The 24,849-nt window shown below is 57.4% G+C and carries 23 protein-coding genes; 9 read left to right on the top strand and 14 right to left on the bottom strand.

Annotated features, from left to right (window positions below):
• Positions 1–78: 78 nt before the first annotated feature.
• On the bottom strand, positions 79–1,230 hold the full coding sequence (gene metC / locus RBB49_RS22105) for a cystathionine beta-lyase (protein WP_306145068.1): 1,152 nt from the start codon (positions 1,228–1,230) through the stop codon (positions 79–81).
• 493 nt (positions 1,231–1,723) lie between these two features.
• Between metC and RBB49_RS22100 the strand changes: the two genes are divergently transcribed.
• The 4 genes from RBB49_RS22100 (at position 1,724) to RBB49_RS22085 (ending at position 6,210) form a co-directional block, all read left to right on the top strand.
• Positions 1,724–2,743 (top strand): amino acid ABC transporter substrate-binding protein, encoded by a 1,020-nt coding sequence (locus RBB49_RS22100; protein ID WP_306145067.1) that lies wholly within the window; start codon positions 1,724–1,726, stop codon positions 2,741–2,743.
• Between the two features lie 228 nt (positions 2,744–2,971).
• On the top strand, positions 2,972–4,177 hold the full coding sequence (locus RBB49_RS22095; RefSeq protein WP_306145085.1) for an amino acid ABC transporter permease: 1,206 nt from the start codon (positions 2,972–2,974) through the stop codon (positions 4,175–4,177).
• Positions 4,178–4,188: 11 nt separating this feature from the next.
• Positions 4,189–5,340 carry an amino acid ABC transporter permease gene (locus tag RBB49_RS22090; RefSeq protein WP_306145066.1) on the top strand — a complete coding sequence of 384 codons (1,152 nt, stop codon included), beginning with the start codon at positions 4,189–4,191 and terminating at the stop codon, positions 5,338–5,340.
• 66 nt (positions 5,341–5,406) lie between these two features.
• Positions 5,407–6,210, top strand: coding sequence for an amino acid ABC transporter ATP-binding protein (locus tag RBB49_RS22085; protein ID WP_306145065.1), 804 nt, complete (start codon positions 5,407–5,409; stop codon positions 6,208–6,210).
• A 103-nt stretch (positions 6,211–6,313) separates the two neighbouring features.
• Here the strand turns inward: RBB49_RS22085 and sseA are convergent, their stop codons facing one another.
• The 6 genes from sseA to RBB49_RS22055 all read right to left on the bottom strand — a co-directional run bounded on the left by sseA (position 6,314) and on the right by RBB49_RS22055 (position 12,332).
• Positions 6,314–7,159, bottom strand: coding sequence for a 3-mercaptopyruvate sulfurtransferase (sseA, locus tag RBB49_RS22080; protein ID WP_306145064.1), 846 nt, complete (start codon positions 7,157–7,159; stop codon positions 6,314–6,316).
• A 9-nt stretch (positions 7,160–7,168) separates the two neighbouring features.
• Positions 7,169–7,642, bottom strand: a complete 474-nt coding sequence (locus RBB49_RS22075) for a GFA family protein (RefSeq protein ID WP_306145063.1) — start codon at positions 7,640–7,642, stop codon at positions 7,169–7,171.
• A 21-nt stretch (positions 7,643–7,663) separates the two neighbouring features.
• Entirely contained in the window at positions 7,664–8,380 is a 717-nt protein-coding gene (locus tag RBB49_RS22070; protein WP_306145062.1) for an alanyl-tRNA editing protein, read from the bottom strand.
• Between the two features lie 117 nt (positions 8,381–8,497).
• A complete protein-coding gene (locus RBB49_RS22065; protein WP_306145061.1) occupies positions 8,498–9,397 on the bottom strand; it encodes an NAD(P)/FAD-dependent oxidoreductase in 900 nt (299 codons plus the stop codon).
• 359 nt (positions 9,398–9,756) lie between these two features.
• On the bottom strand, positions 9,757–11,271 hold the full coding sequence (cls, locus tag RBB49_RS22060) for a cardiolipin synthase (RefSeq protein ID WP_306145060.1): 1,515 nt from the start codon (positions 11,269–11,271) through the stop codon (positions 9,757–9,759).
• A 26-nt stretch (positions 11,272–11,297) separates the two neighbouring features.
• Positions 11,298–12,332 (bottom strand): cysteine synthase A, encoded by a 1,035-nt coding sequence (locus tag RBB49_RS22055; protein WP_306145059.1) that lies wholly within the window; start codon positions 12,330–12,332, stop codon positions 11,298–11,300.
• Between the two features lie 315 nt (positions 12,333–12,647).
• Here RBB49_RS22055 and RBB49_RS22050 point away from each other — a divergent pair, with 315 nt between their 5' ends.
• Together RBB49_RS22050 and RBB49_RS22045 are read left to right on the top strand one after the other, a co-directional pair.
• Positions 12,648–13,292: a ChrR family anti-sigma-E factor gene (locus RBB49_RS22050; protein ID WP_306145058.1), complete on the top strand. Its 645-nt coding sequence runs from the start codon at positions 12,648–12,650 to the stop codon at positions 13,290–13,292.
• A 58-nt stretch (positions 13,293–13,350) separates the two neighbouring features.
• Positions 13,351–14,193, top strand: a complete 843-nt coding sequence (locus tag RBB49_RS22045) for an SDR family NAD(P)-dependent oxidoreductase (protein WP_306145057.1) — start codon at positions 13,351–13,353, stop codon at positions 14,191–14,193.
• Between the two features lie 23 nt (positions 14,194–14,216).
• Here RBB49_RS22045 and RBB49_RS22040 read toward each other — a convergent pair whose 3' ends face one another.
• From RBB49_RS22040 to RBB49_RS22010, 7 genes are all read right to left on the bottom strand, one after another.
• The gene (locus RBB49_RS22040; RefSeq protein WP_306145056.1) at positions 14,217–15,446 is read right to left on the bottom strand and encodes a cyclopropane-fatty-acyl-phospholipid synthase family protein; all 1,230 of its coding nucleotides are present in this window, start codon (positions 15,444–15,446) and stop codon (positions 14,217–14,219) included.
• A 19-nt stretch (positions 15,447–15,465) separates the two neighbouring features.
• The gene (locus tag RBB49_RS22035) at positions 15,466–16,311 is read right to left on the bottom strand and encodes a DUF1365 domain-containing protein (protein ID WP_306145055.1); all 846 of its coding nucleotides are present in this window, start codon (positions 16,309–16,311) and stop codon (positions 15,466–15,468) included.
• Positions 16,308–17,606 (bottom strand): NAD(P)/FAD-dependent oxidoreductase, encoded by a 1,299-nt coding sequence (locus RBB49_RS22030; protein WP_306145054.1) that lies wholly within the window; start codon positions 17,604–17,606, stop codon positions 16,308–16,310. Before RBB49_RS22030 ends, RBB49_RS22035 begins: the two co-directional genes overlap by 4 nt.
• A gap of 277 nt (positions 17,607–17,883) precedes the next feature.
• Positions 17,884–18,480, bottom strand: a complete 597-nt coding sequence (locus tag RBB49_RS22025) for a hypothetical protein (RefSeq protein WP_306145053.1) — start codon at positions 18,478–18,480, stop codon at positions 17,884–17,886.
• 474 nt (positions 18,481–18,954) lie between these two features.
• Positions 18,955–19,701: a copper homeostasis protein CutC gene (locus tag RBB49_RS22020; protein WP_306145052.1), complete on the bottom strand. Its 747-nt coding sequence runs from the start codon at positions 19,699–19,701 to the stop codon at positions 18,955–18,957.
• On the bottom strand, positions 19,698–20,609 hold the full coding sequence (locus RBB49_RS22015; protein WP_306145051.1) for an ROK family protein: 912 nt from the start codon (positions 20,607–20,609) through the stop codon (positions 19,698–19,700). Before RBB49_RS22015 ends, RBB49_RS22020 begins: the two co-directional genes overlap by 4 nt.
• A 126-nt stretch (positions 20,610–20,735) precedes the next feature.
• Positions 20,736–21,617, bottom strand: coding sequence for an N-acetylmuramic acid 6-phosphate etherase (locus RBB49_RS22010; protein WP_306145050.1), 882 nt, complete (start codon positions 21,615–21,617; stop codon positions 20,736–20,738).
• A gap of 192 nt (positions 21,618–21,809) precedes the next feature.
• On the opposite strand from RBB49_RS22010, the gene RBB49_RS22005 reads away from it, so the two are divergent.
• From RBB49_RS22005 to nagA, 3 genes are read left to right on the top strand one after another with little or no spacing between them, the layout of a single operon-like run.
• Positions 21,810–22,571 (top strand): GntR family transcriptional regulator, encoded by a 762-nt coding sequence (locus RBB49_RS22005; protein ID WP_306145049.1) that lies wholly within the window; start codon positions 21,810–21,812, stop codon positions 22,569–22,571.
• 5 nt (positions 22,572–22,576) lie between these two features.
• A complete protein-coding gene (locus tag RBB49_RS22000; protein ID WP_306145048.1) occupies positions 22,577–23,617 on the top strand; it encodes an SIS domain-containing protein in 1,041 nt (346 codons plus the stop codon).
• A complete protein-coding gene (nagA, locus tag RBB49_RS21995) occupies positions 23,614–24,768 on the top strand; it encodes an N-acetylglucosamine-6-phosphate deacetylase (RefSeq protein ID WP_306145047.1) in 1,155 nt (384 codons plus the stop codon). Before RBB49_RS22000 ends, nagA begins: the two co-directional genes overlap by 4 nt.
• Positions 24,769–24,849 lie beyond the last annotated feature (81 nt).

Here is a 24,849-nt window from a genome sequence, read left to right as displayed (position 1 = left end):
CCGTCATGCGGTTTGGTGAAACACCCGAGAGAGCCCGAGAACGGCGCGGCTGCCTCGCGGCGACCGCGCCGGAAGACGCTATCCGAACGCCTTGTCGAGGGCCTGGTTCAGATCGTTGATGAGGTCTTCTGGGTCCTCCAGGCCGATATGAAGCCGCACGGAGCACAGGCTCTCGTCTATCGGTGTCACGGAACGCGAGCCCTTGAGCTTGACCGGGATGGCGAGACTTTCAAAGCCACCCCATGAGTAGCCGAGCCCGAACAGCTTCAGAGCGTTCAGGAACGTGTTTGCCTGCTCGCGTGATGTTCCGGCAGCAAAATCGAAAGCACAGAGACCGGACGCGCCACTGAAGTCCCGCCGCCAGATCTCGTGGCCGGGATCGGTGTCGAAACCCGGATACCTGATTTGTGCAACACGCGACTGGTCTTTCAGCCAACCCAGGACGGCGAATGTGTTGTGCTGGTGCCGTTCCAGACGGACGGACAACGTTCTGAGGCCGCGAAGTCCCAGATAGACGTCATCGGGGGCAACATGGCTACCGATGGCTCCATGCAGGGTATGCAATTCATCCCATGCCCTCTCGCTTGCCGCGATCGTGCCCAGCATCGCGTCGGAGTGCCCGACGATATATTTGGTTCCGGCCTGGATGGACAGGTCGACGCCGAACGAGATCGGTTGGCAGAACAGCGGTGTCGCCCAGGTGTTGTCCATCAAGACGATGGCCCCGACCTTGTGGGCCGCATCCGCAATCGCGGGAATGTCCTGCATGTCGAAGGTGAGGGAGCCGGGAGCCTCGGTGAAGACCGCGCAGGTATTGGGCTTGAAAAGCGTGGCGATTTCCGCGCCGAGCGCCGGGTCATAATAATCCACCTCGACGCCGAATTTCGGCAACACGGTATCGGCAAAATGACGGGTCGGATGATAGGCCGTGTCCGTGATCAGAATATGGTCACCTGATTTCACGCAGGACAGGATCGCAAGCGAGACAGCGTTCAGTCCCGAGTTCGCAAGCAGGACGCCCTCGGCGCCTTCGAGTTCCTTGACGGCTTGCTCCAGGGAATCGGTTGTCGGGTTGCCGCGTCTTGCATAGGTGAATTTCTGTCCGCCCGGGCGCATCGTTTCCACGTCCGGAAACAGCACTGTTGAAGCATGCACAACCGGTGGATTGACGAAACCGTGGAAACTTGCCGGATCGCGCCCGGCATGAGCGAGCTTTGTATCCGTTTTCATGGGTGTTTTGGGATCGGTATCTGACATGTTTGAAGAATTTCGGAGTTGAGGGGAACGATTTCAGGGTTGTACCCGGTCGTGCAGGCTTATTCCAGCTGTGTCTGACGCGTGACTACGCGCCTTTTCCGGCGCGGCAAAGTCGTCGGTCCACTTGATAACTTTGTTTTAAGGTTAACGCGGCGGAGTGCGCCATGAAATTGCGATGAACTCTTTTTGAGCATTGAATGATTTCGAAATAGCCATGTTCGCTATTTGTGCATCGCAGGCGGATCAATTTGGACGTTCGGTTGCGAAATTTGACGAGATAATGACAGCAAGTACTTGACCCGAACAGCCAAATGCCATCGTATGGGCGCGTTGGGTGGAACGGGAGAAATCTGGAGGAAGTCGCGCACGCGGCAAGCGCTCGTCCGCAAACGAGATGCAGAAGAGGTCTCCCGCTGAGTTCCAACACTAAAAAAAAGTATGGGTAACAAATAAAGGCTGCATATCCATGTCCAAAAAAATCCTTCCACTCGTTCTCGGCGCTGCAATGGGCGTCGCTGCTTCGACAGCTGCGGGTGCGACAACCTTGGAAGATGTCAAGGCGAAAGGCTTCATCCAGTGCGGTGTGAGCCAGGGTCTGCCGGGCTTCTCCAATCCGGATGCTCAGGGGAACTGGACCGGTCTCGACGTTGATCTCTGCCGCGCTATGGCCGCTGCAGTATTCGGCGACGCGTCCGCTGTTAAATTCACTCCGCTGTCCGCTAAAGAGCGTTTCACGGCTCTGCAATCCGGTGAAGTCGACGTCCTGTCGCGCAACACCACCTGGACGATGTCCCGTGACACTCAGCTTGGTCTGAACTTCGCTGGCGTGAACTACTACGACGGTCAGGGCTTCATGGTCCGCAAGGATCTCGGCGTGACATCCGCGCTTGAACTGTCCGGCGCATCCGTCTGCACCAACACCGGTACGACGACCGAGTTGAACGTTGCCGACTACTTCCGTGCAAACAACATGCAGTATGAAATCGTCGCCTTCGAAAAGGCCGACGAAGTTGTCGCTGCATATGATGCCGGCCGTTGTGACGTTTACACCACGGATGCCTCTGGTCTGTACGCACAGCGTCTGAAGCTGACCAACCCGGGCGATCACATGGTTCTGCCGGAAATCATTTCCAAAGAGCCTCTTGGTCCGGTTGTCCGCCAGGGCGACGATGAGTGGTTCAACATCGCAAAGTGGACCCTCAACGCAATGATCAACGCTGAGGAAATGGGCGTGACGTCCGCAAACGTCGACGAAATGAAGGGTTCCGACAATCCTTCCGTCAAGCGTCTGCTCGGTGCTGAAGGTGCTTTCGGTGAAGGCATCGGCCTGTCCAACGACTGGGCCTACAACATCATCAAGAACGTCGGCAACTACGAAGAAAGCTTCAATGCCAACGTTGGTCCGGACACTCCGCTCGGCATCTCCCGCGGTGTGAACGCTCTGTGGAGCGACGGTGGTTTCCTCTACGCTCCGCCGGTACGCTAATCCTCAGTTTTTCATGAGGAAAAAGGGGTTCCGGCAATTTGCCGGAACCCTCAATAAAACAAATCCGCGCAGCACAAACCGGAATACCGGTGAACGCGTGGGGGAACACTGCTTCATAAGCCGATAGGGAGCGCGCGTCAGCGTGTTGCAGAAGCAGATAAAACGAGAAAGAGGAGAGGCTTCGGGCCGGGCTCTTTCCGTGAACTTGGGCGAGGTTCTATGTCAGTAATGGAGCAGGACTCGGCGGGGGCGCCGGCGCGTGCTTCGCTGATGAACGATCCAAAAGTCCGCGGTTATTTCTACCAGATGTTACTGGTGGTGCTGCTGCTGACGTTCGGATACATCATCGTGACGAACACTGTCGCCAACCTGGAAAGGCAGAATATTGCCTCCGGTTGGGGATTTATTGAGAATACTGCCGGCTTCGGCATTATTCAGTCGCTTGTACCATACGCGGAAACGTCGAGTTATGGACGAGCCATCTTCGTAGGTTTCCTGAATACGGTTCTGGTGGCGGTTGTCGGCATTTTCTTTGCGACGATCATCGGCTTTCTCGTGGGTATCGCGAGACTGTCGAACAACTGGGTCATCAGCCGCATCGCCTACTGCTATGTAGAGCTGGTCAGGAACGTTCCGCTGCTTTTGCAGATCTTCTTCTGGTATTTCGCGGTTTTGCGCGCTGTTCCCGGCAAGCGGGAAAAGTGGTCGCTTTTTGATACGTTCCATCTGAACATCGCCGGCCTTCGCGGTCCCAAACCGATCTGGGAACCAGGAGCGGAATTCATCGGATATGCGCTGATCATCGCGATCGTCGCATCGATTTTCGTATCCAGATGGGCGCGCAAGCGTCAGGAAGAAACCGGACAGCAGTTCCCGGTTTTCTGGACCGGTCTCGGTCTGATTGTCGGTCTGCCGGTGATCACCTACTTCGTGACCGGCATGCCAATGACGTTGGAACACCCGAACTTCATCGAGACGGGGCCGGCATTGCGCCGGGGATTTGAGCTTGGTGTCGGTATCAACCTCATTCCTGAATTCCTCGCCCTGACGGCGGCGCTTGCGATCTACACTGCAGCCTTTATTGCGGAGATCGTGCGCGCGGGTATCCAGGCGGTGAGTCATGGTCAAACAGAAGCCTCGCATGCCCTGGGTCTGCGTCAGGGGCCGACGCTTCGTCTCGTGATCATCCCGCAGGCGATGCGCGTCATCATTCCGCCGCTGACGAGCCAGTATCTGAACTTGACGAAGAACTCGTCGCTCGCTGTCGCGATTGCCTTTCCCGACCTTGTGTCGGTTGGAGGCACCGTGCTCAACCAGACCGGTCAGGCAATTGAAATCATCGGTATCTGGATGGCGGTCTACCTGTCGCTCAGTCTGATAACTTCGGCCTTCATGAACTGGTACAACCAGCGCATGGCGCTCGTGGAAAGATAGGAGCGCGGATCATGGCCAACAGCAATATTTTTCAAATCAGAACGGAAGAAGCGCCGACACTGCCGGCGCCGGTCTCCACCACCGGCGCAATTGGATGGATGCGCAAGAACCTGTTCTCGTCGATATCCAACACGATCCTGACCTTTATCGGCATCCTGCTCGCATATTGGATCATTGCACCTTTCATCCAGTTCGCTTTCGTTGATGCGGTCTGGACAGGTGAAAACCGGGAGGCGTGCCTGCCGCAGGATGGCGGACACGGGGGGGCCTGCTGGGCATATGTCGAGGCATACTTCCCGCAGTTCATCTACGGCCGGTACCCGTCTGCGGAAACATGGCGCGTCGATATCGTCTATGCGCTCTTCGCGCTTCTCCTGGTGCCGCTTGCTATTCCAAGTGCTCCGTTCAAACGGACCAACGCAATCCTTTTTCTGGTGGTTTTCCCGATCGTCGCTTACTTCCTGCTGACCGGTCTTGTGATCGGCGACACGGTGGTTCTTCCGATCGTTGAAACCGCCGTCTGGGGCGGTCTGCTCGTCACGCTTGTGATCGCGGTAACCGGGATCGTTGCGTCCTTGCCCCTGGGCATCGCGCTTGCACTAGGACGACGGTCGCAGATGCCGATCATCAAGCTGGTTTCGATCATCTTTATCGAGTTCTGGCGTGGTGTTCCGCTCATCACCGTGCTGTTCATGTCGTCGGTCATGCTTCCGCTGTTCCTGCCGGAGGGCGTGACATTCGACAAGTTGCTGCGCGTTTTGATCGGCGTGACGCTGTTTTCCGCAGCGTATATGGCGGAAGTTGTTCGCGGTGGCCTTCAGGCCATTCCAAAAGGACAATATGAAGGCGCGATGGCGCTGGGTTTGCGGTTCTGGCCGATGATGTATCTCATCGTTCTGCCTCAGGCGCTCAAGCTTGTGATCCCCGGCATCGTCAACACCTTCATCGGGTTGTTCAAGGATACCACTCTGGTCCTGATCGTTGGCATGTTCGATCTTCTCGGTCAGATCCAGTCGTCCTTTACAGATCCCACCTGGTCAACGCCAAGTCAGGGCCACACCGGGTATCTGTTTGCGGCGATCGTATTCTTCGTGTTCTGTTTCGGCATGTCGAGATACTCCATTTTCATGGAGAACAAACTTCATACCGGACACAAACGCTAACGAACTGCAGCCGGAGCGCGCGCCTGGTCGCAGCGCTCCGGTCCCTCGAATTTTTGGAGTGAACCCATGAGTGAAAATGCTGTAAACGCGGACGAACTCGCCGCCGACCGCTCGAAAATGCAAGTGTCCGACACGGACGTTGCCATCGAAATCAACAACATGAACAAGTGGTACGGCGACTTCCACGTGCTTCGCGACATCAATCTGAAAGTGATGCGCGGCGAACGGATCGTCATCTGTGGGCCTTCGGGATCCGGTAAATCGACCATGATCCGCTGCATCAACCGGCTGGAAGAACACCAGGCCGGCCAGATCCTTGTCGACGGCATCGAACTGACCAACGATCTGAAGAAGATCGACGAAATCCGCCGCGAAGTCGGAATGTGCTTCCAGCACTTCAACCTGTTTCCGCACCTCACGATTCTGGAAAACTGCACGCTGGCACCGATCTGGGTGCGCAAGATGCCGAAAAAGGAAGCCGAAGAAATCGCGATGCACTATCTGGAGCGCGTCAAGATCCCCGAGCAGGCCCTGAAGTATCCCGGTCAGCTGTCCGGTGGTCAGCAGCAGCGCGTCGCGATTGCGCGCTCCTTGTGCATGAACCCCAAGATCATGCTGTTCGATGAGCCGACCTCGGCCCTTGATCCGGAAATGATCAAGGAAGTTCTCGACGTGATGGTCGGTCTTGCAGAAGAAGGCATGACCATGCTTTGCGTGACCCACGAGATGGGCTTTGCGCGCAAGGTCGCAAACCGCGTGATCTTCATGGATGCCGGACAGATCGTTGAACAGAACGAGCCGGAAGACTTCTTCGTGAACCCGCAGCATGAGCGCACGAAGCTCTTCCTGAGCCAGATCCTGCATCACTGATCGCCCTGCGTTACCGACATTCGAAAAAGGCCCTGGAACGTGTTCCAGGGCCTTTCCTGTTTTTCCGTCAATGTCCGCCGGACTGCGTTCGTATGACCGGTCGTTAGGGTTCTCCGGTCACGACTTCCGTATCATTGCGGCCGCCCCACTCGGTCCATGAGCCGTCGTAAACGCTGACATCCCGAACGCCGAGCACGGTCAGGCCGAGCGTCAGGATCGCAGCAGTCACGCCGGACCCGCATGTGGTCGTTATCGGTTTGTCGAGATCGACGCCGGCATCCTTGTAGATCGCTTCAAGCTCAGGGCCGACGCGAAACGTGCCGTCGTCATTGATCAGACGCGTGAACGGCAGGTTGAGTGCGTTCGGCATATGACCAGGACGCAGTCCCGCTCTCGGTTCGGGCGCGGTGCCGGCGAAACGTTCGGCCGACCTTGCATCCAGAACTTGACGGTCTTTTGTTTCTGTAGAGCGCTTCACTTGCGACAGATTGGCCACCGCGCCGTGATTGAGCCTCGAAGAGAAGTGGCTTTGCGGTTTGCGAGGGACATCATCCGTCTCAGGTCTTTGCTCAGCGCGCCATTTCGGAAACCCGCCATCAAGGACATAGACACTGCCGGCTCCCATCGTGCGCAAGGTCCACCAGACCCGTGGCGCGGAATAGAAGCCGAAGTCGTCATAGACCACGATTGTCTGGCCGTCGCCTATTCCGAGCTTTCGCATAGCGGAGGAAAAGACATGGGGCGCCGGCAGCATGTGCGGCAGATCACTGGTCTTGTCGCAGATCTCGTTGACATCGAAGAAGACCGCACCGGGAATGTGTGCGTTCGGGTAGACCGGCGGCGCATCGGGATGCGTCACGGGCGGCATCCAGGCGTTGACAACCGCTAGATCGGGTGAGTCGAGGTGATCGGCCAGCCATTGGGTCGAAACAAGCGGGTGCTCGGACATTGATACTCCTCAACTCTGGTAGAGCCCTTTGGATTTGTGCCATTCCTCGATGGACAAATCCGGATAATTCTTGAAGTGGACGTGACCGATGCCAAGAGGCACCTCGATCCAGTCGGGCTTGTGCTCAAGCATGATATGGACGGTTTCCGGCGGCTTTGGCAAGGGGGTGTCGATGACACCGGCATGCGGATGAATGAGCTCCGGCCAGCGCGGATCCCAGACCCAGAGATGCGTTCCGCATCGCTTGCAGAAATGACGCTCGGCAGGACTTTTGGTCCCGTCGATCACGGCATGATACACCGCTTTCGCTTCAGCACCTTCTGTCTTGAGGCTGTCGGCGTCACCCATCAGGTTTATGGCATATCCGGCACTGCCGCCAACCTTGCGGCAGATCGAGCAATAACAGCGCATGTACGGGTAGGGCGTCTTGCTCTCCAGTTCAAAACGGATCGCCTTGCAATGACAACTGCCGGTCAGGTTCATGTTTTGCCTCCAACAGGACGACTAGTCGGTAAGACGAATGCGGACGCGCCTGTTCTGTTTGCCCTTCTTTTCGGTTTTCCCGATTGAAAGCGTTCCGATTTCAGAAGTCCGGGATACATGGGTTCCGCCGCACGGCTGAAGGTCGACATCCTGTCCGATCCTGACCAGCCTGACCCGGCCGGACCCCCTGGGCGGCTTGACGGACATGGTTTTGACAAGCGCCGGATTGGCATCCAGTTCTTCGTCCGTGATCCACTCGGTCGTGACCTCGTGATCGCCGGAGGCCAGATCGTTGATCGCCTGATGCAATGTTTCCTTGTCCACGGTTTCATCGCCCATGTCGAAGTCAAGACGGCCTTCGATATCACCAATCTGACCGCCGGTGACCGGAAAGGGCAGGGCGACAGAAAGCAGGTGCAGCGCCGTGTGCACCCGCATCATCTTGTACCGCCGCGCCCAGTCGACATGTGCGATTACCTCGCTTCCCGGTTCCGGCAGGGTCTGGCCTTCCGACGGAACATGGACAATGGAAACGCGGTCATCGTCATAAACCGCTGTCGCAATCGCGATCTGGGTCCCGTCGGCAAGTTCCAGGCGTCCGCTATCCCCTGGCTGGCCGCCGCCCGTTGCATAAAAGACGGTCCGATCGAGCAGGATGCCGCCGCGCTCGTTCACACCCGTTACTTTTGCTTCGCACGTGCGCAGATAGGCGTCGTCGCGAAACAGGGGAATTGTCATTTTTGTCTCCAGGTCAACAGGATTTCGGCCGGGCACAAGTCTGTGCGGTAGGATGGAATGCCCTCCGCAGCCTATAGAGCGGAATGTGTTCCGTCGACCTCTCCAGAGGACTTAAAGTCATTTGCCGAAGCAGTGGTCCATCACGATGCTTGCGGCCGCCATGTTTCCCATGTGGAGCGCTGTCGGCGTGTTCTGATGTCCCGCATAGGTGAGGTCGCCAGCGGCATAGATGCGTGGCTGCGACGTGCGAGATCCCTCATCGACATTCACATATCCCGCATCCGATAGTGACAGATCCAGGGCATCGACCAGGCCGGTTTGACGTTGATGGGGAAACACAAGCAGGCAATCGAGGGCCACCCTTTTGCCGTCAGCAAGTTCCGCTTGTTGCAGATCACCCCCATCGGAGTGAAGTCTATTGGGAAGGTCGTCTACAATGCTGACACCGAGATCCCTGATCTGCTGCCGCCGCTCCGGGCTCAGGGACAGTTCGGGGGCGACGAAGTAGGTGAGCTTGTTTGTCCAGTTGCGGTAGATCTCTGCAGCATCGAGAACCTCGGGCCGATGGGCAAAGATACCCCATCGGGCATTTTGCCATTCAATCCCGTGACAGAAGGGACAATTGATGACGCTGCGGCCCCAACAGTCGTCCAGGCCTGGAACCTCCGGCAGGATGTCGACCATGCCGGCCGCCAGCAGAACTCTGTCTGCCGTAACGGATGATCCGTCATCGCGAACAAGCGTCAAACCACCCGTTTCATGCTCGATGGTCGTGATCCCTGTTTCTTCGATTGTGGCGTAAGGATACGAGGCGATATCTTTGCGAATGGCTTTGCGCACATCGCCCGGTTCCCTCTTGTCCAAACCCGGCAGGGCCGCCACGAAAGGTGAGGCCGCGTTTCTGGACGGTGTCGGCGCGTCGAAGACAATCGACGTCATCATGGACCGCGACAACGTCAGCGCCGCGGCAAGGCCCGCCGGTCCACCTCCAATGATTGCCACCTGTGTTTTGTCCATGTTTTTCCCCTTCGTTTCGGCTGCTCGTCTACGATCAGGAACTTCAGCGCAATATTGGTCTTGATACCTGTCGTGCGTCAGTCGCGTTCAAGCATGCAGAGACTGACGGTGTTCGACGACCGGCGAACGCGTCAGCTTGTATGAGCATAACAATGCAAATGGGTATTGAGAGCGCAAATCCTCATCCTGAGAAAGTGCATAGGTGCTGTTCGGAAGGGTGGGCCGCGCGCGCCGTTTTTTGGTGTCTATGCTTCGAGACAGGCCTTTGGCCTTCCCCAGGATGAGGCTCTGAACATGCGGCGTTTTAAAAGTGGATCCCGGTCGCTGATAACCTCATGATCCTCTAGGGTCACCCTGAACTAAAGAATTGGAGATAACAGCCGCGCACCCTGTGCAAAGACGCGGAAAACGTAGCTTTTGGACCGGAACGCATCCGGCCAGGTCAGTCTGGCATTTTCGAAATCCGTATCCAGCATCGCTTCGACGTTCTGGATCATCCGCTCGTGGGTGAACCACAAAGTGAGCTCGAAATTGATCTGGAAAGACCGGTTGTCGAAATTCACCGTGCCGATCGATACCAGATCGTTGTCCAGTAGCGTCACCTTCTGATGCAGGAATCCGTCCGTATACCGGTAGACCTTCACGCCGCGCTGCACGAGCGTGTCTTCGTAGGCATGGCTTGCAAGCCAAACCGTCCAGTGATCCCGCTTTTCCGGCAACAGGATCCGCACGTCGACGCCGCGCATGGCCGCTGCGGCAAGCGCAGTCTGCACGTCGAGGGACGGCACCAGATACGGCGTGGTGATCCAGAGCCGCTCTTTTGCTCTTGCGGCCGCCTCGACGAATGCAATTGCGCATTCTTCAAGTTTGTCTGCCGGTCCGGTTGGCATCACCAGCACCGACTCGTCGCCCGGCATCGGTATGTCGCGCACCCGCGGCAGGTCGATGCGTTCACCGCTTGCCCACAGCCAGTCTTCTACGAAAGACAAGGCGCACGCCACCGCTGCAGGTCCCTCGACCTTGACGTGGGTGTCGCGCCAATGACCGAACCAGCGGTCGCGGCCGACATACTGGTCGGCGACATTGTGGCCACCGACGAACGCGGTTTGAAAGTCGATGACGACCAGCTTCCGGTGATTTCGGTAGTTCAGCCGCATCGGGCCAAGAAGCCGCAGGAATTTGTGGTTTTCGTTGAAACCACAGACCTCGACCCCGGCATCCTTCAGACGGTCGAGGAATTTCCGGGACAGGGAATGGCTGCCGACATCGTCGTAAAGAAACTGGATCTTGACGCCCTCTCTTGCGCGCAAGATCAGCGCATCTGCCATTTCGCGGCCGAGTTTGTCGTCATGGATGGCGAAAAACTGAAAGAAGATACTGCTTTTCGCAGCGGCGATCGCATCCTTGATCGCGGAAAAAGTCGCGTCACCATCGATCAGAAGCTCGGATGTGTTTCCGGCAAGAAACGGAACGCCCGCGACGCGGGTCAGCACCGGCCAGTCCCGGGTTTCCTCGTGATCGGTGAGCCCGAGTTCGTCGGCGCGCCTTGCCCTTTCTGCGCGGCCCAGGGAGGCCTGTATTTTCGCGTAGTCCGAAAATGATCTCCAGCCGAACACGAAGTAGAGCGGAACCGTCAGGTAGGGCAGGAAAAACAGCGACAGCAGCCAGGCAACTGACCCTTGGGATGTCGTTGAATTCATGACTTCCCGGACAGCGCAGATGATCGCGGTGACGTACATGAGCGCCACGAATGCGGCAACGAGGCCGAGATTGTTGGCCATCATGTCGAGAATGTCGACATCGGTGACGGCGTCCTGAATCACGGCCTGCGCATCGGCGCCGTCTTTGGCAAGGGTCGGGTCATCCTGCCCCATTGGAAGTCAAACCATGCTGTAAAGGCTCACACGAAGGGAGCCTTAAGTTTTACCTGCCTCTCGAGCCAATCGGGAACCGGCAAATTCTTGGATCTGAGGAAATCCGGGTTGTAGAGTTTGGAATGGGACCTGGTTCCGTGATCGCAAAGGATCGTCACGATGGTTTTCCCGGGGCCGATTTCCTTTGCCAGCCTGCGTGCACCGGCGAGATTGATCGCACTCGACCCGCCAAGCAGCAGGCCTTCGTTTTCGGCCAGGTCAAAAACCAGCGGAATCGCATCTTCGTCCGCGATTGTGTAGGCGTAGTCGACCTTCACGTCCTGAACGATGGGTGTTTTGCGGCCGAGCCCGATCCCTTCGGAAATAGATCCGCCTTCCGAGGCGACGGCTTCGCCCGTGGTGAAAAGCGATTGCATGGCCGCACCACGCGGGTCGGCGCAGCCGATCACGACACCTGGTTTGTTCTCCTGAAGATACTGGGAGACTCCGGACAGCGTGCCGCCGGACCCGACGGCACAGATAAACGCATCCACGCGGCCACCGGTCTGGGCCATGATTTCCGGTCCGGTGGTGACGTAATGGGCCTTCTTGTTGTCGAGGTTGTTCCACTGATCGGCAAAGATCACCCCGTTGGGTTCGCTCTTGGCCATCTCCTCGGCGAGCCGCCGCGCGACGTGCTGGTAGTTGTTGGGATCTTTGAACGGCTTTGCGGGCACTTCAACCAGTTCGGCGCCGCAAAGGCGCAACATGTCTTTCTTTTCCTGGCTCTGGGTTTCCGGAATGACGATCACGGTCCTGTATCCGCGCGCACCGGCGACAAGTGCAATGCCGATCCCGGTATTGCCGGCGGTACCCTCGACTATCACGCCGCCAGGCTTCAGTTCGCCTCTGGCTTCGGCTTCTAGAATCATCTGCCGGGCGGGCCTGTCCTTCACAGACTGTCCCGGGTTCATGAATTCGGCTTTACCAAGAATCTCACACCCTGTTTCCTCCGAAAGAGCTTTCAGTCGAATCAGGGGGGTATTGCCAATCGCGTCGACAACGGAAGCGGACACTGTCATATTTTCATTCCTGGCTGATCTGGCCACCGAGCGGGAAAAGGCCAAATGGTATTCATAGGACCGGGACGCTAAAGGCAGCAGCATCCAGGATCAAGTTCGCAATTTAAGTGCTCGATCTCCGAATGCCAGCGCTGGAACCCGTTTTGCGACGGATTTTCCGCTAATCCATTGAAAGTGAGCATGGAGTTGTTCTTCAAAACCACTGGATGAAATTTTAAATTAGAATATTTTTAGTGTAGAACATGATCCGAAAAACAATGCACAACGTACCGGCAATACAGCTAATCAGGTGCTTGGAGTTAAATGAGAGCGGAAATGGAAAAAAACGTGACCGGAATGGATGAACTGCTTGCTGGCTACGCCGCCGGTACGCTGTCCTACCCGGCGCAGGCGCTGGTGGGAGCGCATCTGGAACTGAGCGACCAGAACCGGGGCTACGTCTCGTCTCTGGAAAGCCTTGGTGGTGTCAGCTTGAGTGATGCCGATCCGGTTGCCTTCAACGACCGGGATTCCATGCTTTCGGCCATCTTCAGTGACGATACGCCCCTTTCCAACGATAATGCGCCTCTGGCGCAAGATGGGACCAATGTGCCGCATTCCTTGCAGAGCATCGTCGGTCGTTCGATGGAAGGGCTGCCCTGGAAAACCCTGCTTCCCGGCGTCAAGGAGTGCAAGTTTGGCGAAATTGATGGCTGCGCGAGCAGCCTGATCTGGGTCCGGGCAGGGCGCGCCATGCCGTCTCACACCCATCACGGCACGGAACTGACGCTCGTCCTTCAGGGCGGGTTCAGTGACGAGGACGGACACTTCGTATCCGGCGACCTCGCTTTTGCCGACGGCGATGTCGATCACAAACCAATTGCCGATGAGGGCGAAGACTGCATTTGCTTCGCGGTAACCGCCGGACGCCTTGAACTGACCGGTCCTGTCGGACGCTGGTTCGCGCCTTTTATGCGCTAATTACAAATCCGCACTCCGGGGCCTGTGCGTATACTGAACACAGGCCAAGGAGATCGCATTGCCTCATACACAGTTTGTCGCCCGACCCGAACATGGAGTTGCCTGGATAACAGGTGCCAGCTCCGGCATCGGTTATGCGCTTGCCCTCGCGTTGGCGGAGACCGGTTGGCGTGTTGCCGCAACGGCGCGCTCGGCGGACGCTCTGGCGGCGCTGAGCGAAGCGGCGCAGGATTTGCCCGGAGAAATTGTTGCCTATCCCGGCGACGTGGTGGACACGTCGATTATGGCGCAGCATTGCCACTCGATAGAGACAGATATGGGCGCGATTGCACTCCTTGTTGCAAATGCGGGCATTTACCTGCCACAAGACGGACTTGACGCGCACGTCGACGCATTTCGCAAGAGTTTTGACGTCAACCTGATGGGTACTGTCAACGTGCTTCTGCCTGCAATTGACGCAATGAGATCAAGGTCCCGAGGGCAGATCGCGATTGTATCTTCTGTAGCAGGATACCGTGGCTTGCCGACATCGGCCGCCTATGGAGCCTCCAAGGCCGGTCTCATCAATATGGCGGAATCGCTGAAGTTCGATCTCGACCGGGCGGGCATACGAATTCAACTGGTCAGCCCCGGTTTTGTCGATACCCCGGCCACCCAGTCCAATCCGTTTCCGATGCCGCATCTGATCACCCGGGAGGAGGCCGCGCAGGAAATACTCAAGGGACTTGGACATCCCACAAAGTTTGAAATAGCCTTTCCAAAGGCCTTCGTCCGGCAGTTGCGAGCGCTTAGGCTCTTGCCTTACCGCGCCTATTTCGCACTTGTCGCCAGATCGACCGGCTGGAACAAGAAACAACCCGCACGCGTGAAACGAAAAAGGCCGGCTAAGGAGCCGGCCTGATCCCTGGAAATATGTCCGCCTCCTCAGGAGGCCTTGACGTAGACCATCTGGCGCACGTCGATGTTTCCGGCACGGAATCCGGCTTCGCAATAGTGAAGATAGAACTCCCAAAGACGTTTGAAGCGATCGTCAAAGCCCATTGGACGGATCTGCGGCCAGGCCTGGCGAAACCGTTGCCGCCACTCGGCCAGCGTGCGCGCATAGTCCTGGCCGAAGATCTTCTGTTCGGCGAGATCAAGACCGAGCGATTTCCCGATTTCAACAAGCCTGCCGGGCGGTGGAAGCATGCCGCCGGGAAAAATGTAACGCTGGATGAAGTCTGTGCCGCGCCGATAGTCCTCGAACATCGTGTCCTGGATCGTGATGATCTGCAGCCCGGCCTTGCCTCCTGGTTTGAGACAGTTTGAGAGCTGGCCGAAATAGGTCGTCCAGTATTTCTCCCCGACAGCCTCGAACATCTCGATCGATGCAATGCGGTCGTAGACACCCCGTTCATCGCGGTAATCCTGGAACACCACGTCGACCTTTTCATTGAGGCCCGCATTGAATATGCGCTCCCGCGCATAATCGTATTGTTCCCGGGAAATCGTCAGTGCCTTGACATGGGCACCGACCGTTTTTGCCACGTGTTCCGCAAAGCCGCCCCAGCCGCACCCGATTTCCAGAACGGAATGACCCGGCTCGATCCCAGTCTGCTTGACCAGTGACGCATATTTTTCCGCCTGCGCCTGTTCAAGGTTGTTGGTTTCGTTGCTGTAGATCGCCGACGAATATGTCATCGACGGGTCAAGCCATTCCTTGTAGAAAGCGTTGCCCAGATCGTAATGCGCGGAAATATTACGTTTCGAACCGCGGCGCGTGTTGGAATTCAGCCAATGCCGGACCGATAGCAGAATTCGGGTCAACGGCCGTCCCTGGATCGCCTCAAGTGTCGATTCCTGATTTATGCAGAACACTTCCAGGAACGTCGTGACATCCGGCGACGACCAGTATCCGGCCATGAACGCCTCTCCAACACCGACATCGCCAGCCTTCACCACCATGCGGAAAAACCGCCAGTCGTGGATATCAAGAACGCCGCGCGGGCCGTCCTCCCGGCCGTGGATGCTGAATTTCCTGCCATCGGGGAAACTGATTTCCAGCGACCCGTAGCGTATGCGCAGTGCAAGGCTTGCAGCCATGCGCGCAAGGCGAGGGGCGCCCTTCAGTTCTTTGCGCAGATTCTGTTTGGTCAGTGCAACAGGCTCACTCATCGCAAAACCTCTTGAAATATCACTTGTCCGAGGCCAGTGAGACTGGCCGGTTTCCCAACCGGCCCTGACTTGGACGTTCAACGGGCCGGGGATGGAATGGTACACGCTTGAGCCAGATTTTAAAGGCTTCCCAATGGATTGCCGCTATCACCTTGGCAGTCAGGAAGGGCACACGAATGCATTCCGATAAAATCTTGCGTGATGTCAGCGGGCTACCCGAACCTGAAAATGTCGCGGACAGCAATGGTCCTTTTGCGTCTGTTTCGAGGATCCTGACACGAACCGCATCACCTGGAGGCAGCATGCGAAAATGATAATGCTGTTCCATGCTGATGAACGGTGAGACGTAAAATTCCTTTGCCTGCTTCTGGCGCACACCGGCATCGCTCACCTGACCCGATTCAATCGGCAGCACGTAAGTGTGGAGCCCGCCGAATGTGTTGCGCACTTCGTAGACAATCGCCGTCAGTTGGTCGGCTTCGTCGTAGGCATAATACACACTGAGGGGATTGAAGCCGAAGCCGAGCAGTCTGGGATACGCAAGGAGCAGAACCTTGGAAGGTCTCTCAACAGACTTTTTGGCGAGCAGCGCATCAATGTGAGGTCTCAGGCCGGAACCATCCCGCTTGCCATGGTCTTTCTCGTGAAACGACAGCAGATTGAAACGGTTGATCGAAAAAAAGCGGGACTGCTTCCGCGCGTGATCTAGGCGATCGAGATCGAGCAAGACGGAAAACACTGAATAGCTGAACCTGTGTTCCGCAGGCTTCATGCGCTGATGCATCACCTGGCCGGAATAGATTGTAGCTGCTTCCCCTGGCGGAGGACCGTTGTCGCTTGCGGTATTCCGGTTTTGTCTTGTCATTCCGCTGCTTCCAGAAACGCGGTGTCAGCTGGTGCCGTTTCCCATGGTAGTTGCGCGCCGAGCCTTTTTGCAACGGCAAGGCCGGACGCCAGGCCGTCTTCGTGAAAACCGTGGCCGTTCCACGCACCGCAATACCAGGTGTTGTTGACGCCCTGGATTTCATGCATGCGTTTCTTCGCGCTCAAGGCGGCAGCGTCGAACTGCGGATGATCGTAGACGTATTTCGCAAATGTCTTGTCCGCAGAGGGCGCTTCGAACGGATTAAGTGTCACAAAAACGGGTTTGCTGCGATCAATGTTCTGCAGGCGGTTCATCCAGTAGCTGACGGTTACATCGCGCGTTTCACCCGCATCGCGGTCTGACAAGTAGTTCCACGATGACCAGACTTTTCTCCGCTTCGGCATAAGTCGTGCGTCACGGTGCAGATAGACCTCGTTCGGGCGGTATCTTATCGCACCGAGTATCTCGCGCTCTTGCGGGCTCGGATCGCCGAGCATGGCAAGGCTCTGGTCCGTGTGGCTCGCCAGAATTACATGGTCGAACACATCCTTGTGGCCTGTTGCATCCGTCACCAGAACCTTCTGGTTTTTCCGCGTTATCTCGACAACGGGCGCTGCAAGCCTGATCTTTCCGGCCAGGGGAGCCAGAAGCCGGTTCACGTAATTCCTGCTGCCGCCCGAGATTGTGCGCCACAGGGTCGGCTCAAAGGAAAGCAGACGGTGATTTTCGAAGAACGCAACAAAACTCTCTGCAGGATAGGAGCGCATCTCGTTGATCGGGGTCGACCAGATTGCAGCGCCCATGGCCAGCAGGTAGTCGTTGATGAACCCTTGCGAGTAACGGTTCTTTTCAAGATAGCCGCCGAGGGTTTCGCCGCTCAGCCTGCCAGCGTGCAAATCCACGACGGATTGCTTGTTGAAGCGAAACATGTCCTTCAGCATGAAGAGGAACCGCGGTGAAAGCAGATTTGAGCGCTGAGCAAACACCGTGTTGACCGAGTCGCCGGACCATTCGAGGCTGCCATTGTCTGCGGATAGAGCAAAGCTCATGTCGCTCGCTTCGGTGGCGACGTTGAGATGGTCCAACAGTGCGGTGAAGTTCGGGTAGTTGCGCTCATTGTAGACGATGAACCCGGTGTCAACCGAGATGGGCGTTCCGTCGTAGTCAATGTCGGCTGTTGCGCTATGGCCCCCGGCACGGTTTCGTTTTTCGTAAAGCACGATGTCGTGCTGTTCACAGAGGGCCCAAGCAGCACTGTTTCCGGAGATCCCGGAGCCGATGACGGCAATCCGCATGTTCATTCCTTTTCGAGTCTGGGCAGTCCGCAAGGACTTGCGGCCAGGCGAGATTTTATTGCTTTTGTAAAGGGAGTTACGGCGCAGAAAGAGGCTCGGATCACGCAGAGCGATGAATTTAATAAATTATTTTACACAGCGGGGTGATCGAAAGATCAGGAGCGCCAGGGGCGCCCACAGAATATGCCTGGCCGCGTAGAAAGGCGTGACATATGCGGACTCAAAAAGGGCCCGCTGCGGAAGCGGGCCCATCATGATCGCTGCAAAAATATTGGGGTCAGGCCTGCAGGGTATCGACCAACCAGTTCCAGGCAATCTCGACACGGTTCCTGGCAGCATCAAAAAACGCGACAATGTTGTTCCAGACCGACTGGCCAAAATCCGCCACCTGTAACATCGTTCCGCGTTCGACCGGCTCGTTTTCCGTCTCGATGAGCTCGACGGTCGTCGCGTCAGTGCCTTCGTTGACAACCCGGCGGGTCACCATGAGAGCGCCTTCCGTGACAAGGCGGGACTCGTCCTTGCCGGCGACCACGGTCTCCTGATCCATCGAACGCACGACAACAGCACGTCCATCCGGCAACAGGTGGGTTTCGTTCTGACTGACCTCGGAATCGTAGATGACCTCACCGTAGGAATCGATGAGTTCAACCCAGACGGTGTTCTTGCCGTCGAGTTCTATTTCACCAACCCAGATGGTGAGTTCGCTCTCCAGCGGATCCTTCTGGTCAACCGATGCAGACGCTACGGTCACCGCGAGGCGATCCTCCGGCAGAGTGATGGTCTCCTGAGGAAGTTTTTCAGCTAGTGCGCCGCTCGCCATGGCGAGGATGAGACCGAACGCAATAGTTCCTGCTTTGGTATTCCGTTGCATATTCGCCTCCCAAGGCTAATACAACCAGCTCAACCGCGCTTGGGGCACTTGCGGATTTGGTCCATTTTTTGGCTCTTTTCCGCAGAGTTTCTGTGTTTTGTGAGCGTGTGCCCCACGCTACGCGGTCACGATTTTGCCATTATCGCACCACATTCTACGTTTTGAGTGTAACGAACATCACATTTTTCGGTGATTTCATTTACTTTCTGTAAATAAATGTGGTTTCTGGCTGACGGTTCAAGGTCATTCACCGTGACGTGACCGAAACTATCCTGTTAAAATTACTGATAAGTTGAAGCTGATCCTGTCATAATTGGCAATTGGAACGTCTGAAAACAATCAGATCGTATCTTTGTTTAAAATTTTCGGCAATCGTGAATCGTTCCTTAACGTAAATTTTGATGGTTTACGTAAGGAATGCTGCCTTATCGGGCGATTTTGAAAGGCAAAGTAACGCCGCTTCCCGCGAACAACTTAAACCCGGTTTTCGTCATATGTGTCGATGACCGATCTCAACAGCCGGACCTGTTCGGCGCCTGTCCTTGTGATGCCATCCTGAGCGACAAAACCGAGGCGTATTTCGGCCCGGTCCGGAGGGACCGAGCTTTCACGCGCTGAACAGGATGCATGCAGTTCTTGAACTCCGGCTTCGATCAGGATGCGTGTTGCATTCATGTGTGTAACGCCTGATCCGGCCATGACGGATATGCGTCCATCGGCTATGCGGACGATCTCGGCAAGAGCCTGAAGGTGCTGCTCTGCCTTCCGCCCCTGGCCGGAGGTAAGGATGCGCTCGAAACCAAGTCCGACAGCATCGGAAATCGCCAGGGGAACATCGTGCAGCGTGTCAAAGACCCGGTGAAGCGTGGCCGGAAGGTGGGTCTCGCGCAGGGCAGGGGAAAGGAACTCGAGGTCGAGGCGTCCTGCGGAATCGGTCGCGCCGGTTACGATGCCGCTCATTCCCTGCTTCTTTGCGAGCTGTATATCCCTGAGCATGATCGTTTTTTCGGCATCTGAATACCTGAAGTCGCCCGACCGTGGTCTGATCATGGCAAAGACCGGGACCGGAAGCCGTGACGCGGCAGCCATCATGCCGGCGGACGGTGTCAGGCCGCCTTCGGAAAGAGCCGCGCAGAGTTCGATGCGGTCCGCCCCACTTTCCGCGGCGGTCCAGGCGCCTTCAATCGTGTCAACGCACACTTCAAGCTTTGTGCCGGTCATTGCCGGGTTCCTCCGAACGCCTTGCGAGCGAATATGCCGGCGCCGTGCAACCCCCCATTTGAGGCGAAATCTCCACGGACGATCAACGGATCCGGGTAGCGGGCCAGCACGAGATCCCGCGTTTTTCTGTCAACGAGCTCAAGAAGCTTTTCATCGTTGGACAGACCGCCGCTGACCGGAATGACATGAGGCCCGAGCGTGTTGACCAGAGCGGACAGCGCGCGCGAAAGGAGGGTTGTGAACGCATCCACGGTCTCGCTTGCTTCCTTGGCCCCCTGGTGCCAGTCACGTGTTATCTCGCGGCTGGTGATCTCGGATCCGTGCAGTGAGAAATGGATCCGCTCCAGGCCGCGCGCCGACCCGACTGCATCGACACAACCGACCAGCCCGCAGCCGCATTTGTAGGGCTCGATGCCACTCAGTGCCCCGCCTGCTGCGGGATCGATGATGGGTCCGTGACCCCATTCCCCGGCGATGCCTCCAAATCCGGTCACGAGTTCGCCATTGATGACAAGACCGCCGCCGACGCCAGATCCCAGAATGATCCCGAAAACAACGGGTTTGCCGCGCCCGGTGCCGTCAACCGCCTCTGCGAGGGCAAACGCGTTTGCATCGTTGATGATCGCGACGGGAAGGTTCAGCGCAGCGCTGAGTTCCTTTTGAACCATGCGGCCATGCAGACAGGGAATATTGGCGACATCGGCGATCCCCGTTTCTTCATCATAGGCGCCGGCGAGCGAAATCGAGATCCGCGACGTCTCCGGGGCTGCAGCCTTCCTGACGGCCAGTACAAACGCGTCCCAGTCGTTGCCGGGTGTTTTTACCCGCTCGCTTTCCGCCACCGTGCCTGCGGCGAGCAATACTCCGGACCGGATAAACGAACCTCCAATGTCGTAGCAGGATATCATCGCCAGTTCACTGCTCCTCATGTGCGACAAATACGAGCCAAATTAGATACCAATATGCAACCAATTCGGCGGGCAGTAAATCAAAAACTCAAGAACCCTCGTCAGGCCCCGCACGGTTTGCAGGTGTCAGAGAAACGGACGCAGGTTGCCGTCGTGGAGCTCGAGGGTGCTGTCTGCGGTGTCGACATCAAGATTCTTCAACAACATCAACGCGGCTGTCTTTACGCGTCCGCCTGCGCTTTGCAACGCGATTGCCGCGTCGTCCGGTGTGCAACCGGTCAGGTCTTGCAGGATCCGCTGCGCACGCAGCCGCAGTTTTTCATTGTCCGCTACAAGGTTGACCATATGGCCCCGGACGGCATGTCCAAGCCGCAAGGCAACAAGTGTCGACATCATGTTCAACGCCGCTTTTTGGGCACTGGCAGCACCCAGACGCGTCGAGCCGGCTATGACTTCGGCGGGCGTTTTCAGCAGGACGGCGTGCGTGGCTTCGCGCAAGAGTGGCGTATCTGCGTTATTGGCAATGCCGATTGTCTCGGTACCCGCATCGTTCGCCGCTTGAACGGCGCTGAGTGTGTAGGGTGTTGTGCCGCTCGCTGAGACGGCAATCAGAACATCCCTGGAGCCGAGACCGGACTCTTGAAAGTCCTTGAGGCCCGCCTCGGAGTCGTCTTCATGGACACCGGCAAGGGTCATGAGGTTCTTTGCCCCGCCCGCATAAAGAATGCGCATGCGATCTGCTGGAAATCCGAAGGTTCCCGGCAATTCGAGGCAGTCTGTCAGGGCTGTCAGACCGGCGCTGCCTGCGCCGGCATAACCTATTTTACCTCCGGACGCTGCTGCCGCATGGAGCGCGGCTGCCGCCCCTGCAATTTGAGGCATGGCGTCGCGGGCTGCTTCCAGTGCAACAATCTGCCGTTGGAGGATATGCGCCAATACCTCTTCATCCGGCTTTGCCGACAGGCCAATCGATTGCGGATCACGGTCTTCGGTTGTCGGCAGGGTCATATTCCGGAAACTCGAACACTGGCGGTTTTTCACGCAGGCACCCTCTTGAAAAGCCTGCTCGCCAATAGGGCGGCAACGGCTGCCGATGGTGCCTCCGGGTTGGGTGAATTTCTTTTAGCACTTGATTTTAGGTTTCGATAGAGTTTAAATTGGTATCTGAAAGGTATTATTTTAGCCAAGGCGCCGAGCCCAATGACAGACTTCGTTTCCATGCTGGAAAAAGGTGACTGGCTTGCTGCCTCAAGCGGGCCCAGATACCTGTTGCTGCGCCGGCGGATCCTGCAGGCAATCGACGAAGGCGTCCTGAAGGAAAACGAGCCTTTGCCTTCGGAAAGAGACATCGCCGCAATAACCGAGCTTTCCAGGGTGACGGTCCGCAAGGCGGTTGCCGGTCTGGTCGAAGACCAGGTTGTGGTGCAGAAAAGGGGCAGCGGCTCTTTTGTTGCGCCCAAAGTGCAAAAGGTTGAACAACGCCTGTCCAGCTTGACCTCATTCAGCGAGGACATGGCGCGCCGGGGAATGGACGCCAGCAGTGAATGGCTGAAGCGGGGGCTGTTTCCGGCATCTCCCGAAGAGATGTTCACGCTCGGACTGAGCTCGGGGGAACGGGTTGCGCGTGTCGAGCGTCTCCGAAAGGCGGACGGCACGCCCATGGCGATTGAAAGGGCATCGCTTTCGGAGAAGGTGCTGCCCAACCCGGAACAGGTATCGACTTCACTATACGCGGTGCTTCGGGCCTCGGGGATGCAGCCGGTACGCGCGATCCAGCGCATCTCCGCTAGAAGCCTTGAGCAGACGGATGCCGATATTCTTGGCGTTCCGATCGGCTCTGCCGGTCTCAAGATCGAACGCGTTTCCTATCATGCTTCCGGCCACGTCGTTGAATTCACGCGGTCGGTCTACCGTGGCGATGCGTATGATTTCATCGCAGAGCTGCAAATTACGGAAGACTAGTTTCAATGTCTGACAGCTTGTCTGTGAACACACCGACGCATATGCGCCGCGAGATCGAGGAAATTCCGGATGCTGTGCGGCGGTTGCTTGCCGAAGCACAGCCCGAGATTGGCAAAATCGCCAGTGCCGCCGGTTCCCCGGTGTTTCTTGCCAGTGTCGCACGCGGATCCTCGGATCATGCGGCCATGTTTTTGAAATATGCATCGGAAATCTATCTCGGTCTTGCGATGGCCTCGCTCGGACCGTCGGTTTCCTCTGTCTATGGCGGAAAGGTACAACTGGCCAAGGCACTTGTCGTCGCGATCTCTCAATCGGGGGCCAGCCCCGACATCCTGTCCGTTGTCGAATCTGCTGCGAAACAGGGCGCGACCGCGATCGGTCTCACCAACACGGCGGGCAGCCCGCTGGCGCGATTGTCCACGGCAACCATCGACATTTGTGCAGGCGTGGAGCAAAGCGTTGCTGCCACCAAGACGTATGTCAATTCAGTGATCGCCGGGCTCATGCTGCTGGCTGAAATCGGCAACGATGCCGAGCTTGCCCGCGCCCTTGAAGCGGTCCCTTCACATCTGGAAAGGGCAATCGACACAGACTGGTCCGTCTTGGCAGACCCCATTGAAAGGCGCGGTTCGCTTTATGTCGTCGGGCGTGGGCCTGGCCTTGCGGTCGCCAATGAAGCGGCGCTGAAATTCAAGGAAACCTGCCAGATACACGCGGAAGCCTATTCTTCGGCGGAAGTTCTGCACGGTCCGGTTTCCATTGTCGAGGACGGTTATCCTGTCCTTGTGCTGGGTGTGCGGGACGCAGCGGAGGCTGGTCTTGCTCAAACAGCAGACCGAATGGCGGCGCAGGGCGGGGTCGTCTTTGCAACGACCGACAAGGTCGAACGAGCAAGCCGTCTCGAATTTGAAGCCGCACAACATCCTCTCACCGACGCGATCACGCAGATCGTGTCTTTCTACGCTTTCATAGAATGGTTTGCCCGTCGCCGGGGCTTCAATCCCGACGTGCCGCGTCACCTGAAAAAGGTGACCCAGACGGTATGACGGACAGGGCGGCCTATACTGCAAAACGGGTATTCGACGGCGAGGCGGTCCATGAGAACGCCGCTGTGCTCGTCGCAGGTGGCCGCGTTTCGGGCATTGTGCCCGCCTCCGAAACGCCCGCCGGTTTTGCGGTCGAAGACCTGGGTACGGGATTGCTGTCTGCGGGACTGGTCGACCTTCAGGTCAATGGCGGCGGCGGACTGATGCTGGGGGACGCCCGTACGGTTGACGACCTGGCCGCGATCTGCGCCGCACATGTTCCGCTTGGAACCACGGCGATGACGCCGACCTTGATTACGGACACACCCGAGGCGGCGCGCAGGATCGTGTCCCTCGGTGTGGAGGCTGCTGCCAAGGGTGTGCCGGCCTTTCACGGTCTGCACCTGGAAGGGCCGCACCTTTCGGTACAACGCAAAGGCGCTCATGACGCCGACCTGATCAGACCCATGACGGCGGAAGACCTAAGCTTCTACCTTGAAGCCGCTCGGCAGCTGCCAAGTCTGATGATCACGATCGCCCCTGAAACGGTCGCGCCCGAACAGGTCAAAGCCCTCCGTGAGGGCGGTGTCCATGTCAGTCTCGGTCATACAGGGGCAGGGTACGACACGTGCAAAACGGCGGCAGAGGCCGGAGCCACATGTGTCACACACCTCTTCAACGCCATGAGCCCGTTGCAGCACCGCGAACCGGGGCTGGTGGGGGCGGCGCTCGATCTTGGAGCATTCAATGCGGGGCTGATTGCGGACGGGATCCACGTCGACCCGGTTGCGATCCGGATTGCGATGAAGTCGAAACGAGGTCCGGGTCAAATTTTCCTGGTAACCGATGCCATGTCGCAAACCGGAACGAATGTGCGTTCATTCACGCTGGGAGGCCGTGCAATTTTCCGCGAAAACGGAATGCTCTGCCTTGAAGACGGGACGCTTGCCGGGGCGGACATTGACCTGCCGGCCTCGATGCGCTTCCTGTGTGACGTTGTCGGCGTCGATCGGCGCACGGCACTCACGATGGCAACGAGCCGCCCGGCCGACGTGATCAGGCTTCCTGTCGGCCGGTTGAAACAAGATCGCGCGGCCGACATGGTACTGTTCGGGCCGGATTTTGCCGTAAAACGTGTCTGGCTTGCCGGAAAGGTCCACGGCCCGCACTAGCCTTGCCCAGGTCGATGTCTTCATCGCGACCTGTCCGCGTTTCACGTCGGCGTGTGGAGAAAACAGTTGCCCGTTTCGGAT

The sequence above is a fragment of the Roseibium sp. MMSF_3412 genome, assembly GCF_030733265.1.
In the GTDB taxonomy this organism is placed as follows: Bacteria; Pseudomonadota; Alphaproteobacteria; order Rhizobiales; family Stappiaceae; genus Roseibium.
The sequence above is the reverse complement of the archived record's forward strand: the minus strand, read 5'-3'. Positions and strand labels throughout refer to the sequence as shown.

Bases quoted from the DNA above. Each gene is read 5' to 3' on its own strand.
- metC (WP_306145068.1), bottom strand. From the start codon at position 1,230: ATGAAAACGGATACAAAGCTCGCTCATGCCGGGCGCGATCCGGCAAGT.
- RBB49_RS22100 (WP_306145067.1), top strand. From the start codon at position 1,724: ATGTCCAAAAAAATCCTTCCACTCGTTCTCGGCGCTGCAATGGGCGTC.
- RBB49_RS22095 (WP_306145085.1), top strand. From the start codon at position 2,972: ATGGAGCAGGACTCGGCGGGGGCGCCGGCGCGTGCTTCGCTGATGAAC.
- RBB49_RS22090 (WP_306145066.1), top strand. From the start codon at position 4,189: ATGGCCAACAGCAATATTTTTCAAATCAGAACGGAAGAAGCGCCGACA.
- RBB49_RS22085 (WP_306145065.1), top strand. From the start codon at position 5,407: ATGAGTGAAAATGCTGTAAACGCGGACGAACTCGCCGCCGACCGCTCG.
- sseA (WP_306145064.1), bottom strand. From the start codon at position 7,159: ATGTCCGAGCACCCGCTTGTTTCGACCCAATGGCTGGCCGATCACCTC.
- RBB49_RS22075 (WP_306145063.1), bottom strand. From the start codon at position 7,642: ATGAACCTGACCGGCAGTTGTCATTGCAAGGCGATCCGTTTTGAACTG.
- RBB49_RS22070 (WP_306145062.1), bottom strand. From the start codon at position 8,380: ATGACAATTCCCCTGTTTCGCGACGACGCCTATCTGCGCACGTGCGAA.
- RBB49_RS22065 (WP_306145061.1), bottom strand. From the start codon at position 9,397: ATGGACAAAACACAGGTGGCAATCATTGGAGGTGGACCGGCGGGCCTT.
- cls (WP_306145060.1), bottom strand. From the start codon at position 11,271: ATGGGGCAGGATGACCCGACCCTTGCCAAAGACGGCGCCGATGCGCAG.
- RBB49_RS22055 (WP_306145059.1), bottom strand. From the start codon at position 12,332: ATGACAGTGTCCGCTTCCGTTGTCGACGCGATTGGCAATACCCCCCTG.
- RBB49_RS22050 (WP_306145058.1), top strand. From the start codon at position 12,648: ATGGAAAAAAACGTGACCGGAATGGATGAACTGCTTGCTGGCTACGCC.
- RBB49_RS22040 (WP_306145056.1), bottom strand. From the start codon at position 15,446: ATGAGTGAGCCTGTTGCACTGACCAAACAGAATCTGCGCAAAGAACTG.
- RBB49_RS22035 (WP_306145055.1), bottom strand. From the start codon at position 16,311: ATGACAAGACAAAACCGGAATACCGCAAGCGACAACGGTCCTCCGCCA.
- RBB49_RS22030 (WP_306145054.1), bottom strand. From the start codon at position 17,606: ATGCGGATTGCCGTCATCGGCTCCGGGATCTCCGGAAACAGTGCTGCT.
- RBB49_RS22025 (WP_306145053.1), bottom strand. From the start codon at position 18,480: ATGCAACGGAATACCAAAGCAGGAACTATTGCGTTCGGTCTCATCCTC.
- RBB49_RS22020 (WP_306145052.1), bottom strand. From the start codon at position 19,701: ATGACCGGCACAAAGCTTGAAGTGTGCGTTGACACGATTGAAGGCGCC.
- RBB49_RS22015 (WP_306145051.1), bottom strand. From the start codon at position 20,609: ATGATATCCTGCTACGACATTGGAGGTTCGTTTATCCGGTCCGGAGTA.
- RBB49_RS22010 (WP_306145050.1), bottom strand. From the start codon at position 21,617: ATGACCCTGCCGACAACCGAAGACCGTGATCCGCAATCGATTGGCCTG.
- RBB49_RS22005 (WP_306145049.1), top strand. From the start codon at position 21,810: ATGACAGACTTCGTTTCCATGCTGGAAAAAGGTGACTGGCTTGCTGCC.
- RBB49_RS22000 (WP_306145048.1), top strand. From the start codon at position 22,577: ATGTCTGACAGCTTGTCTGTGAACACACCGACGCATATGCGCCGCGAG.
- nagA (WP_306145047.1), top strand. From the start codon at position 23,614: ATGACGGACAGGGCGGCCTATACTGCAAAACGGGTATTCGACGGCGAG.